This window comes from Paenibacillus dendritiformis (assembly GCF_945605565.1).
GTDB classification, from domain to species: domain Bacteria; phylum Bacillota; class Bacilli; order Paenibacillales; family Paenibacillaceae; genus Paenibacillus_B; species Paenibacillus_B dendritiformis_A.
On record NZ_OX216966.1, the window covers coordinates 3,324,676 to 3,337,860 of the forward strand.

General features: G+C 54.7%; 13 protein-coding genes and 1 pseudogene. All 14 read left to right on the top strand.

Annotated elements, in window-relative coordinates; genetic code table 11:
* Window positions 1-23 precede the first annotated feature (23 nt).
* The 14 genes and pseudogenes from NNL35_RS14530 to NNL35_RS14595 all read left to right on the top strand — a co-directional run bounded on the left by NNL35_RS14530 (window position 24) and on the right by NNL35_RS14595 (window position 13,177).
* Window positions 24-320: an antibiotic biosynthesis monooxygenase family protein gene (locus tag NNL35_RS14530; RefSeq protein ID WP_006679610.1), complete on the top strand. Its 297-nt coding sequence runs from the start codon at window positions 24-26 to the stop codon at window positions 318-320.
* 469 nt (window positions 321-789) lie between these two features.
* Window positions 790-2,187: a family 8 glycosyl hydrolase gene (locus tag NNL35_RS14535; protein WP_040734273.1), complete on the top strand. Its 1,398-nt coding sequence runs from the start codon at window positions 790-792 to the stop codon at window positions 2,185-2,187.
* Window positions 2,188-2,429: 242 nt separating this feature from the next.
* Complete coding sequence (locus tag NNL35_RS14540) at window positions 2,430-4,124, top strand: M3 family oligoendopeptidase (protein ID WP_006679612.1); 1,695 nt, start codon at window positions 2,430-2,432, stop codon at window positions 4,122-4,124.
* 178 nt (window positions 4,125-4,302) lie between these two features.
* A complete protein-coding gene (gene tsaA / locus NNL35_RS14545) occupies window positions 4,303-4,752 on the top strand; it encodes a tRNA (N6-threonylcarbamoyladenosine(37)-N6)-methyltransferase TrmO (protein WP_006679613.1) in 450 nt (149 codons plus the stop codon).
* A 41-nt stretch (window positions 4,753-4,793) separates the two neighbouring features.
* Window positions 4,794-5,597: a lipid II flippase Amj family protein gene (locus NNL35_RS14550; RefSeq protein WP_006679614.1), complete on the top strand. Its 804-nt coding sequence runs from the start codon at window positions 4,794-4,796 to the stop codon at window positions 5,595-5,597.
* A 137-nt stretch (window positions 5,598-5,734) separates the two neighbouring features.
* Window positions 5,735-6,661, top strand: coding sequence for a ChbG/HpnK family deacetylase (locus tag NNL35_RS14555; protein WP_254553516.1), 927 nt, complete (start codon window positions 5,735-5,737; stop codon window positions 6,659-6,661).
* Window positions 6,662-6,768: 107 nt separating this feature from the next.
* Window positions 6,769-7,029: a hypothetical protein gene (locus NNL35_RS14560; protein WP_254553517.1), complete on the top strand. Its 261-nt coding sequence runs from the start codon at window positions 6,769-6,771 to the stop codon at window positions 7,027-7,029.
* Window positions 7,030-7,500: a DUF6199 family natural product biosynthesis protein gene (locus NNL35_RS14565; protein ID WP_254553518.1), complete on the top strand. Its 471-nt coding sequence runs from the start codon at window positions 7,030-7,032 to the stop codon at window positions 7,498-7,500.
* Window positions 7,501-7,564: 64 nt separating this feature from the next.
* On the top strand, window positions 7,565-8,434 hold the full coding sequence (locus tag NNL35_RS14570) for an NAD-dependent epimerase/dehydratase family protein (RefSeq protein WP_254553519.1): 870 nt from the start codon (window positions 7,565-7,567) through the stop codon (window positions 8,432-8,434).
* A 25-nt stretch (window positions 8,435-8,459) separates the two neighbouring features.
* Complete coding sequence (locus tag NNL35_RS14575) at window positions 8,460-8,888, top strand: GNAT family N-acetyltransferase (protein WP_254553520.1); 429 nt, start codon at window positions 8,460-8,462, stop codon at window positions 8,886-8,888.
* 437 nt (window positions 8,889-9,325) lie between these two features.
* Entirely contained in the window at window positions 9,326-10,240 is a 915-nt protein-coding gene (locus NNL35_RS14580) for a hypothetical protein (protein WP_254553989.1), read from the top strand.
* 135 nt (window positions 10,241-10,375) lie between these two features.
* Window positions 10,376-11,398, top strand: a complete 1,023-nt coding sequence (locus NNL35_RS14585) for a GNAT family N-acetyltransferase (protein WP_254553521.1) — start codon at window positions 10,376-10,378, stop codon at window positions 11,396-11,398.
* A gap of 130 nt (window positions 11,399-11,528) precedes the next feature.
* Window positions 11,529-12,341, top strand: a complete 813-nt coding sequence (locus NNL35_RS14590; RefSeq protein WP_254553522.1) for an inositol monophosphatase family protein — start codon at window positions 11,529-11,531, stop codon at window positions 12,339-12,341.
* A gap of 66 nt (window positions 12,342-12,407) precedes the next feature.
* A pseudogene (locus NNL35_RS14595) lies at window positions 12,408-13,177 on the top strand (class I SAM-dependent methyltransferase).
* The last annotated feature ends 8 nt before the right edge of the window (window positions 13,178-13,185 follow it).

Consider the following 13,185-nt stretch of genomic DNA (forward strand, 5'->3'; position numbering starts at 1 on the left):
AACAATAAGGAAGGGGGAAGACGATGATTGTGCATATGACGACGTTCTATGTCAAGCCGGGAACGGCGAACGACTTCGAGAGCAGCTTTCGCGAGGCGTCGGCGATTTTGTCGGAGCGGCCGGGATATCTGAAGCACGAGCTTCATAAATGTGTGGAGGTTGAGGATAAGTACATTATGATCGTCCAGTGGAATTCGTTCAAGGATCATATGCCTGGCTTTACGGCATCGGAATCCTACCTCGAGTGGAGCATTCTCCTGCAGCCCTTTTTTGAGCGTCCTCCCGTCTCGGAGCATTATGTCGGTATTAGAGTGAAATGAGTCGGCCGGACGACGGATGCGACATAAGATCGTGCGCTGCGGAGACTATGGATGCCACTGCGGCGATGATTAACGGCAGGCTTGTTCCCGGCTGAGCGACGGGGAGAGGCCTGTTTGTTATTCAAAGGCGATTCCGGCGTTGACAACTGGAGCGGCATCGGTTATATTCGAATTGTTTAATCGCTTTAACTTTGTAGGATGAGCCATCTTTTTATGGAGGAAGGGAGTTGATGCGGAGAAGGCATAGGATGTTGCGAAGATGAACGGTCATCAGGCAGTGGTCTTCATTTAACTTTGTAATCGCTTTCTTCGAGCTTGGAAATGTTCCGTGAGGCGAGCAAGCCGAACACGCGTTGGAGGAGAGCTTCTGTACATAATAGATTGCATCAATTACGAGGTTACGGATATGTATTCGCCTTGCTCCCGCATGGAATCGCAAGTCAATTCGATATGGAATGAGGGGAAGAGCATGCAGACGAGATTAAGGAGGCCAGGCAGCGCGTTGAAACGGACGATGGCGCTGCTTGTGGCCTGTTGTATGATGCTGCCGGTCCAATTATGGGGGACGGCGGCTGCCGGCGCAAAGTCGGAGGTTCAGAAGGCAGGCGGACCGCAGCGGCCGTTCCCGCAGCATGCCGCTTATGCGAGCGGCACGATTAAGCCGAACCATGTATCGCAGGCGGCGATGGATAAGGAAGTGGGGCTGCTGTATGACGAATGGAAGAAGAAGTACCTCAAGCAAAATAAATACGCGGCCGATCAATATTATGTCTGGTATAACGACGGCGGATGGAACGGAGAGGCGATCACCGTCTCCGAAGCGCACGGGTATGGCATGATGATTACCGCTTTGATGGCGGGGCATGACCCTGATGCGAAGAAGCTGTTCGACGGCATGTATCGTTACTTCCGCGCCCATCCGAGCGAGATCAATAAGGACCTGATGGCATGGCAGCAGTCCGATACGAATGGCGCGATTATCGATTCGAACGGAGCGAATTCCGCGACTGACGGGGATATGGATATTGCGTATGCGCTGCTGCTGGCCGACAAGCAATGGGGCAGTAATGGGGCGATCAATTATTTGGCCGAGGGGAAAAAGATCATCAACGCGATCATGAAGAGCGAGGTGCATCCGACGGAATATCATCTGCAGTTGGGTGATTGGGTGCAGGCCTACGACAGCGATCCGGATTATAAGCGGGCGACCCGGCCATCGGACTTCATGCTGCAGCATATGAAGGAGTTCCAGGCGGCGACAGGGGATGCGCGCTGGGGCAAGGTCGTTGACAATACGTACGGCATTATTCAACAAGTATACAAGAACTTCAGCCCGAAGACGGGGCTGCTGCCGGACTTCCTGTACAAGGACGAGACAGACGGGCAGTTCAAGCCGGTCAGCTATCGGAAGTGGAATACCGATGACGGCTATTTCCTCGAATCCGAGCTGGACGGAGAGTATAATTACAACTCCTGCCGGACGCCATGGCGCATCGCCACCGATTATATGGTGACGGGGGATAAGCGGGCTACGGCCCAGCTCTCCGCGCTGAATGCGTTCATTCGGAGCAACCATGATACGCCGGGGAGCATCTGGTCCGGCTACAAGCTGGACGGATCGGAGCGGCTGAGCGAATGGAACGGCGGTCTCGACTTCACGGCGCCATTCATGGTCAGTGCGATGATCGACGCTTCGAATCAGCAATGGCTGAATGATCTGTGGGATTATCACACCGATGCGGCCAACCCGACGGCCCAGGAATGGAAATATTATTACGGCAACACGATCCGCCTGCTGAGCATGATCGTCGTGTCCGGCAACTGGTGGTCCCCAAGCGCGACGGCAGCCGGGGCGGCAGCGTCCTGAACGAAGCCTGAAACGTAGCTGGCGCTCCGCAAGCCTGCAGAGCAAGCCATCGCAGAAGCCCAACCGGTTCGTTCTTCAGAGAATGGAGCGTCAGGTTGGGCTTGTTCCATGCGCCGACTGGGTCAAGGCGAAGGGCGGGTGGCGCGCCTGCAATAGTTTTCCTTCATTAGGCGTAGTAATTGGGACGGGTTGTTCAGTATAATGGAGGGGTAAGACTACCTTCTGAAAGGTTGTGTAATAGCATGACATTTAGCGAGTATCGTTACGAGCGACCCGATATCGCAGCGATCGGCAAGCAGTTCAAGGAGCATCTGCAGGCATTCAATGCGGCGGAGAGCTTTGAAGAACAGGATCGGGCCATGGAGGCCATCAACAAGCTGCGCAGCGTGTTCGATACCCAGAGTCAGCTCGTCTCCATCCGCCACTCCATCGACACGAATGATGAGTTCTACAAGGCGGAGCAGGATTATATGGACGAGATCACGCCGATGTTCCAGGAATACATAACAGATTACTACAAGGCATTGATCGGCTCGAAATTCCGGGCCGAGCTGGAACAGAAATGGGGCAGCCAATTGTTCCAATTGGCGGAGCTGTCGGTGAAGACGTTCCATCCGGACATCATTGAAGATCTGCAGCAGGAGAACAAGCTGGCGACAGAATATAACAAGCTGATCGCATCGGCCAAGATTCCATTCGAGGGCGAGGAGCGCACGCTGGCGCAGTTGATGCCGTTCGAGCAGTCGCCGGATCGGGACATGAGACGGCGCGCGTCCACAGCGCGTTATCAGTTCATGGCAGAGCATGAGGCGGAGTTCGACCGGATCTATGACGAGCTGGTCAAGGTGCGCACGAAGATGGCGAGAAAGCTGGGCTTCTCCAACTTCGTGGAGCTTGGTTATGCGCGGATGTGCCGCACCGATTATAACGCCGAGATGGTCGCTAACTTCCGCAAGCAGGTGCTGGATGAGATCGTGCCGATAGCGACCAAGCTGCGTGAGCGCCAACGCAACCGGATCGGCGTCGACACGCTTCACTTCTATGACGAAAGCCTCAGCTTCAAGACGGGGAATGCGACGCCGAAGGGCGATCCGGACTGGATTATCGCGAACGGCAAGAAGATGTATGCGGAATTGTCGCCGGAGATGAACGAATTCTTCACGTTCATGATTGACAACGGACTGATGGATCTGGTCAGCAAAAAGGGCAAGCAGAGCGGAGGCTACTGCACCTATTTGAGCGAATACGGGGCGCCGTTCATTTTCTCCAACTTCAATGGCACTTCGGGCGACATTGATGTGTTGACTCACGAAGCCGGGCATGCGTTCCAAGTCTATGAGAGCAGACATTTAAAAGTACCGGAATACCATTTCCCAACATTTGAAGCGGCCGAGATTCATTCCATGAGCATGGAGTTCTTCACATGGCCGTGGATGAACCTGTTCTTCGAAGAGGAGACGGAGAAGTATAAATTCGATCATTTGTCATCGGGACTGCTCTTCCTGCCGTACGGCGTATCGGTCGATGAGTTCCAGCATTTCGTCTACGCCAATCCGGACGCGACGCCGGCGGAGCGCAAGGCGGCTTGGCGCGATATTGAGCGCAAATATTTGCCTCACCGCAATTACGAAGGCATCGATTACTTGGAGCGCGGCGGATTCTGGCATAAGCAAGGTCATATTTTCCAGATGCCGTTCTACTATATTGATTACACGCTGGCCCAAATCTGCGCCTTCCAGTTCTGGAAGCGCATGAATGAAGATTACAAGGCGGCATGGGCCGATTATTTGAAGTTATGCCAAACTGGCGGCAGCCAGTCCTTCACTGAACTCGTCGCCGTAGCCGGCCTTATCTCACCGTTCGAGGACGGATGCGTGGCTTCGGTCATCGGCGTTATCGAGCAATGGCTGAACGAAGTGGATGATACGAAGCTGTAAGCCCGGGACAATGAAAGATCCGCGGGTACGGAAGACCACATGTGCGAAGGGCGCATGTGGTCTTTGCATGTTATAGGAGGGGAGCAGTTGGAACTGCCGCAATGGTGTCGATTTGAACAATGGTATATAATGTGATCGATTCTTAGTGCAGATAAGGCGATTGCAGGGAGGTCGTGAAATGAAGATCGAGCCGATAGGCACCGTTCATTCCGCTGTGAAGGAAGGGGTAGATGAGAACTGGGGGCAAGTTGTTTCCGAGATTCATCTGCTTCCGGAATATGCGGATGGGCTCATTGGACTGCGGGAATTTTCCCATATCCTTGTCGTATATTATATGGATCGATCCACCTTCGATGCCGCCGGCGATCTGGTCCGCAGACCGCAGGGCCGATCCAATATGCCGGACATCGGCATTTTTGCGCAGCGGGCGAAGCACCGGCCGAATCCGATTGGCATTACGTGCGCGAAGCTGGTTGACATTGAAGGAGCGGTCATCCGGGTGCAGGGGCTAGACGCGATAGACCATACGCCGGTGCTTGATGTGAAGCCGCATTTCCCGGTCTTTGACTCGCCCGCGAATCCGCAGGTGCCCGCCTGGGTGAATAAGCTGATGGCGAAATATTTTTGATGAGAGATGTATGTATTTATCCTTAATGTTCGTTCGGAGTGATGCCGTTGACGTATACGCTAGTGATTGTGTTTATACTTACTTTGATTATTCATGCGTCCGAGACGCTATCCTACTCTATCCGCTTCGCGGGCGTCCGGATCGGCAAGCTCGCGGTGGCGTTGTCCCTGACCGGTATCGTCGTGCTCGTGGCGCGCACGGCCAACCTGATTCAAGCGCCGTTCACCGCCAATTTCATTGATTACGCCAATCACCATCCGGAGTTCGATCCGCTGCCCTACCTGCGGTTCACGCTGGTGGCGGCTTCGGCCGGGACGCTGCTCGCGATCGCGGTGTTCCCGACCTTCGTACAGCTGTTCACGCGGATTATCGCTCGTCTGGAGGTGGCAGGCTCGATCCCCAAGCTGCTGGCCGGGGTTACGATCGGACAGTTGAAGCGGACGAAGAGCTACATCCGCAGACCGACCTGGTCTATGCTGGTCAGTCTCCGGTATAAGGGGATTCCGAAGCGGTTCATCCTGTTGAATATCGCGGTCACTGCGATCTATACGGTGGGCGTGCTCGCGTCGCTGTATGCCGCCTATCTCGTTCCGGAGTTCAGCACGACCGCTTCCCAATCATCGGGACTTATTAACGGGATGGCGACCATCTTGCTGACCATTTTCATCGATCCGCAGCTGGGACTGATTACGGATAAGGCGCTCCAGCATCCCGAAGAGCGCGGCCGGCTGGGCCGAATCTATGCCGTGCTGATGTTTTCACGCTTCTTCGGCACCTTGCTCGCCCAGCTGCTGCTGGTCCCGGCAGCCTATTGGATCGCTTCTATCGTCCGGCTCATCAGTTAAGATCGAGACAAGAGCTGCGTAATTTTTCCAAGGAAAAGTTTTATTGTAATGCAGGAAACGAAAGGCAGTCTCCTGCGTATGACATGATGACAGGCAACCCGCCGCGTCACTTCGCTAACAAAAGGGGATACATATACATGTTAAGCATTCTGGGATATTCATCCGAAGACCGGATTCTGATTATACAGGCAGACGACCTGGGCCGATCTGCCGAAGCGAACGAGGCTGCGTTCGAGCTGCTGGAGAGCGGAGCAGCGACTTCCGCCTCGCTGATCACCGTCGCCGAGCACAGTCTGGCTGCCGCAAAACGGGCCGCAGCCGGGCAAGCTGCATCGATTGGCATTCATTTGACACTGACGGGAGGCTACCGGCCGCGCTCGGCGCCGGATCGGGTTCCGACGCTGCTGGACCACGGCCGATTCCTGGATAGTGTGTCGCAGCTGGAGAAGCAGGCCGACCCGTACGAGGTTCGGCATGAACTGGCCAATCAGATCGAGTGGGCCTTGAAGCAAGGGCTTCAGCCGACCCATCTTGACAGTCACCAAGGCAGCGTGTTGGGGCTGTTCACCGGCAATGACTTCCTCGATGTCGTATTCGATCTGTGCGACACGTATAACCTGCCTTTTTTGCTGCCGCGCAACATTGTGCAGCAGTCCTTCCTGACTCAGGACCAACGGAGAAGGTTCGAATATATGATTCACGAGGCTGGGGAGCGGAACATTGCGCTGATCAATGATCTGCTGCCTGACGCTTACGGGCTGGAGGAGGCAGAGACCTATGAGAGCTACCGCGAGGGCATTGTGCGTGCCTTGGCGGAGCTGAGGCCGGGGATTACCCAATGGACGCTCCATCCGGAACGCCTCTCTGCTCCGGCCTCTCTCCGGAAGCATCAAGTGAAGCGGGAAATGGAATACCGTATCGCGGCCGACCCGGTCGTTCGGGAGGCGCTGGCCCGAGAAGGAATCACCTTGATGTCCTGGCAGCCGCTGCAGCAATGGCAGCACGAGCAGGCTGCGGCAGCGAGCAGACGATCCGGCCGCGGGAAAATACTGCGGTTCGGCTAAGGCCGCGGTGAGCCGGACACAGCAAACATAAAGGAGAGTCGCGGAATGCGGAACATCCGAAACATCGCTGCTGATGGAAGCGCAAGTTACATAAGGATGCTTGTCCGATGAAGGCGGGAACGGAGACGCAGGGAAGGCGGGGACGGTACGGGATGATCGCGATCCTGATCGCCGCTGGAATCGGTGTGTTCATCTGGGGGGCGCTCTATATTCATACCCCAGTATTCTATGTGAACGGCGACAAATATGCCAAGAAGAGCGAGGACGAGCATGGAATCCTCTATGAAACCCGCGGAGCAGGCCCGGCTATTGCCGTCAGCGGCCCGCCCGAGGCCAAATCGGTTCACGTCGGGGATAACCTCTATTAAGTGAGCGTAGAATCGGAATCCGACTCGTACCGCGGCTCGATCTACCGTATCGACTACCCGGACCAATCCCGTATCGTCGGCGCCTATTATCGCGGTTCGGGACTCTTTTACAGGCAGACGCATAACGGGTACGAGCCGCTATATCCCGATGTCGGGCCTTATGTCGGCGGCAAGTCGCTTGAGCCAGTGAACTGGGACAAGCTCAAGGCCGGCGTTATTATGAAAATGGCTTATGAGTCGAACCAGAGCACGCAAGGGAAACCTTTGTATTACTATCTCGTTTTTGTCGTCATCCTGATTGGCTTGGCCGGATTCTACTGTCCGGAAGCCGCATTCTATCTCGGTTATCCGATCTGGGTGGAGAATCCGAAGCCAAGCGATGATTATATTATTGCGGCCAAAGCAGGAGCTGTCCTCGCGGTCCTGTTCGGATTCTTTCTGATTCTCCGCGCTCTAGGCATATCTTCGTAGACCGTGTATGATAGGAAGGCATATTCCGGAATGGACCAAAATTATAGGGTAACGGAGGGATAAGGTGAAAATATTAGTGCTTGGCGGAACGAGATTTTTCGGCAAAAAGCTGGTGCACAAGCTGCTGGACAGCGGTGCCAAGGTGACGATTGCCACGCGCGGCGTGACACCGGATCCGTTCGGCGATCGGGTTATCCGCGTCCAGGCGGATCGCAAGGACCGCGACTCGCTGCGGGCAGCGGTCGGGGATCAGGTCTGGGATGTTGTCTACGACAATATCTGCTATACGCCGCGGGAAGCGCTGATGGCATGTGAGCTCTTCACAGGGAAAGTGAAGAATTATATTTTCACCTCGACGTTGTCGGTATACGGCTGCGCTTCCACCGGTCATCCGGAAGCGGATTTCGATCCGTATCGTTATCGGTATGAGACGGATCCGGAAGCCGAAGCGGACTATGGCGAAGGAAAGCGGCAGGCGGAGGCCGTCTTCTTCCAGCGCGCCGATTTCCCCGTGCATGCGGTCCGCTTTCCGATTGTGCTGGGGGAGGACGACTATACGCGGCGGCTTCATTTCCATGTGGACCGGATCCGTCAGGGGGAGCCGATTGGCATTCCGAACCGGGAGGCGAAGATGTCGTTCATCAGCTCGGATGAAGCGGCTTCGTTCCTGTACTGGCTGAAGGAGCAGACCGATGCGGGACCAATCAATGCTTGCTCCATCGGAGAACTGTCGCTCGATCGCATCCTCGCCATCGTGGAAGAGGCTGTCGGCAGAACGGCGATCGTTGAGCCGCCGTCGGATGGGAACCGTTCGCCATTCGGCGTTCCAGATCATTGGTTCATGGATAATCGCCGGGCGCGGGAAGCCGGATTCGAGTTCCCTGAAGTGACAGAGTGGTTCATTCCGCTCGTGCGCAAGCTGGCGCGGAATTGACTAGGTTAGCAGGAGGAATGTAAGAATGTTCATAAATGTGAAGTCACGGCTGCGGGAGGCGGTCATTCGCGATCTCATCGAGCTGTGTGTATTTCCCGACCCGGATAAGGTGGAAGCTGTATTGAAAACGTATGAGCAGAATCCCGGAGACGAGCTGTGGGGATATGAGAGCGAAGGCGAGGTTGTGGGCATCATCGGCTTCCGGAAGCATGGGAAGGAGATTGAGATTCTTCATATCGCCGTTCATCCGGAGCTGCGGGGCGCAGGGTTCGGCAGGGGCATGATCTTGGAGCTCATTCATCAGGAGCAGCCGGATGTGGTCAAGGCCGAGACCGATGAGGAAGCGGTCGATTTTTATCGGAATATCGGATTCGTGATTGAGAGCCGAGGCGAAGTCTACCCGGGTGTGGAACGGTTCACTTGCACATATGAGACTCATCCGGAAGAGCAATAGAAGCCTTGCTCCGGCACAGAAGAGAGACGCACAGTCATGTGCGCTCTCTTTATTTTTGTGGTCTGCGTCTGTTCTTCTCCTTGTCATCTCCCTGGTCGTCATTTTCTTCCTTCTCTTGCTTCTCCTCATGGAGTTCTACTGAAGACTGGCCGGTAATATAATCGAAAGGCGTAAGCCCATGACATCGGCCAAACTTGGAAAGCTCGCTTCTGATCTGAACAAAACAGGCTGGCGTCAATAGGGCAAAATATCCGTTGGTAGCACATTGTTCCCGTCTCGCGCTGTATCTCTGGCGGGATTTGCCTAGTTCTTAAGAACGGATATCGGCTCCTGCACTTGGAAAGAGGCCATCGATTGGATAAAATATCCTCTGTCTGAATATAAAAATGAAGGACAGGTGGATTATGTTCCCAAGGAGATCCTGGTTTTCCAAATTGATGCGGATTGCGTGCGGTCTGTTGTTGGCTGCAGCCGCTCTGCTTCCGGCCGCTTCCGCGCATGCGGCTGACGATCAATGGATTGCTCAAGTATGGAAGGAGTACACAGCCTACAACAAAAAAACGGTCGATGCTTACGAGAGTTATTTGAAGCAAACCGAGCGGGCGTATCAACAATTTTATGACGACAGCCATCGGAAATACGAAGAGATGATGGCACAGGTGCATGCAGACCAGAAGGAATGGCATGAGAAGCTGGAGGCCGATCTGAAGGAATTGCAGGAGCGTTATGGCGATGACAAAAATGTAAAGAGCAAGCTCCGGCAATACAGCAATGATATCAATCCGAATTTCTTGAACAGTCCGATGTGGAAATATGAGGTGGGCGGCAATCCGAATTATCTAAATAGCACGATGTGGAAGCTGAATAAAGCGCTGAATGAAAATTATTTGGAAAGCCTCATGTGGACTTATAGCAAAGCGATCAATCCGAACTATTTGAACAGCTCGATGTGGAAATACAATAAAACGGTGAACGAGAACTACTTGAACAGTCCGATGCAGAAGTTGAAGAAAGGCTCCAGCGAACATCATTTGGGCAGTCCGATCCAAAAATACAGCAAGGGCAAGCTGACGAAGACGCAGGCAAAGAAGCTGTATGCCGAACTGAAGAAAGAGCAAACCGCCAACGTGTCCAAAGGAATTGGGGCAAGCAAGAAGGCGATTGCCGAGCTGGCCGCCAGCACGGAAAAACAGATTGGCCATCTTCATAGCGAAACCGTTCAATTGCTGGAAAAACAGCGTGAAGAGTCTCTTCAGGCAATCTCGGATCTGCGCAAGGAAATCTGTGGAGAAGGTCTCCAGTGGGAGCCTTTATTTCCTGGGCCGGAGCCAAAAGAAAATACGGCGGCTTAGGCCGTTCGCTTTCACCAAGATGCCGTGCACAAGCGCGGCATTTTTTGCGTCTTCTCTTGCCATGCTGGCGTTGGCTCCAGACATTCCTTGACTTTCCACCCAGATTTGCGGAGTATGGAGGTAGACATAGTTGCGGTGTATATACCGCGGGCGCTGCTCCCGGTATTGACGGTTGACGATTACGATGACAAAGGAGATATGACTGACATGGTTGCATGGTCCCATCCGAACGGGTCCTTCCTGCTCAGAGTTGCGGGAGTGATGATTTATAACGGGAAGGTGCTGATGCAGCGCAACAAGTCGGGGGATGCATGGGTCCTCCCCGGAGGCAGAGCGGAGTGGAATGAGCCGACAGAAGAGGCCATCGTTCGGGAATTTGCCGAGGAATTGGGCATGCGCGTACGGCCGGTCAGGCTCGCAGGCTTGATCGAAAACTTCAATGCGTACCGGCAGGCGGGCTTGCATGAATTCGGCGTATATTATGAAGTCCATGCTTGCCCCGGGGAACACATCGATATTCCGGACGGCGAATTCATTGGCAAGGAAGCAGCGCCTGTCCTGACCTTCCGGTGGATTGATCTGGAACAGGTTCCTGATACGGTCATTTATCCGGCCAGCTTGAAGCAGCTGCTTCGATCGAACGGCGAGTTCCGCCATATCGTGAACGATGATCTGAAGGAATATGGCATCGCGGCTTCTGACACCGTAGAGATTGAAGCTGTGCAGGAGCTGGATCTTGAAGCGATTGGTCCAATGGTTCAGACGAGCGGGCAAGAAGGATATCGGCATATCGCGCGCCTGGCTAATGAATATCGGAGCGGGATCAATCAGTTCCGCAAGCGGGGAGAAGCCCTGTTTGTCGCCAAGGTGAACGGTAATCTGGCAGGGATATGCGGTCTCAACCAGCAGACTGGCGCTGAACGCCGAACGGGAAGAGTGCGCCGAATGTATGTGCTGCCTGCCTATCGGAGACAGGGTGTGGGCAAGCGGCTGGTAGAGTCAGTAATTGATTATGCCCGTGGGCATTACGATGATCTCATATTGTATACGGATAGCAAGCGGGCAGCGGATTTTTACACGGCGCTGGGCTTTGCGCCAACAACCGGGATGAAGCACTGCACTCATGCGCTGGATTTGTATAAACCCGAGTATGAGTAGAAAGATACCTATTGGTATAGAGCCAAGGATCTGCAAGTGTTGAGCCGACTCGTCCCATGATTTTCATAGAGTCCCTGTTCGATGTGCCAGTGGAGAATCGGGGGAATAACGACGTACAGTGAGGTGCGGAATGAACAGAACGATATTGCATGAGGCCAAAGAGGTGGCGGTGAACGCGGCGCAAGCGGCCGGGGCGATCATCAAACGGCGCTTCGACACGATGTACAAGGTGGATAAGAAAGGAGACGCCGGCGATGTCGTGACGGAAGCCGATTATGAAGCCGAACAGTCCATCGTGGAGGCAATCGAACGGAAATTCCCGGATCATCGCATCCTTAGCGAAGAGGCAGGCCAGCTGGGTCAGGATAGCGACTGGCTGTGGCTCGTTGATCCGCTGGACGGAACGAATAATTATGTGATCGGCCTCCCGGTATTTGCCGTCTCGATTACGCTGATGTACCGGGAAGAGCCGGTGCTTGGAGTCATCTACGAGCCGATGCCTGACCGGCTCTACGTCGCTGTCAAGGGAGAAGGGATGACGCTCAATGGCGAGCCTGTTCGCATGCGGAGGCATGAACGCGAGCTGCGGCGGGCGACGGCCGGCTGGATTCAGGGACACGCTGTGGGGCATGAACAGACGGCTGCCCAATTGAGGCAGAAGCTGGACCAGTCCTGCAAGCGGATGCTGAGGCTGTGGGCGCCGACGCTGGTATGGTGCATGCTTGCCAGAGGCATGATCGACGCCATCGTGCTCTATAATTCGGAAGGGGAGGATCTGTATTCCGGCGTATTGATGGTCCAGGAAGCGGGCGGTCAGGTGATGGACTTCCAGGGCCGGCCGTTCCGGACGATGTGCCGGGAGCCATACTTGATTGCCTGCTCTCCCGAAGCGGGCGAACAGTGGCTGGAGCTTGTTCGGCAAGGAATGCAGATTGAAGCGTGATGCAGAGTAGCGGCACTGAAGCGCCATGCCACCGCAGGTATGATTTAAATGTGAAGAGGTGAACTGATGACCATAATGGAGTGGGACTTATCCGAATATGAAGATCCGACATTATATGATCTCGAAAATCAGGGCAATCCTGAGCTGCCGATGCTTCTCGCATGGCCAAAAAACTGGAAATAGAGGGGAAGCCGGTACTGGATCTGGCCTGCGGAACGGGACGAACCGCCCTTCCGCTGGCGGAGGCCGGGTATTCCGTCATTGGAGTGGATCTGCATGCAGGCATGCTGGAGCAAGCCCGCTGCAAGACATCGGCCGGGACGGATATCCGCTGGGTTCAGCAGGATCTGACGCAGCTGCAGCTTGAGGAACGCTCGCCGCTGGCTTATATGACCGGGAATGGATTTCAGCATTTTCTGACCAATGAATTGCAGAACCTGCTGCTTCAATCTATCCGCAGCGCATTGACGCCAGACGGGATCCTGTTGTTCGACACCAGATTCCCGGCGGCCGAGGAGCTTCTTCAGCCGCCCGTAGAGGAATATTGGCGGACGATCGAGATCGGGCCGGAGCATCGTTGCGACGTATATACGATCGCAACGTATGATCCGGTTGCCCAAGTTCAGCATTACACGACGATCAGGCGCTTTCTCGAAGGGGAGGAGCTGCGCGAAGAACGCAAGACAACGATAGAGCTGCGTTATACGTATCCGCAGGAAATGGCCCGCACGCTGGAAGCGAACGGTTTTGAACTGCTTCATTTGTATGGTGGCTGGTCCGGCGCATCCCTTCATCCTTCCTCTCCTTCGATGGTGGCGGTGTGCCGCAGAGCATAAGGGAGGAG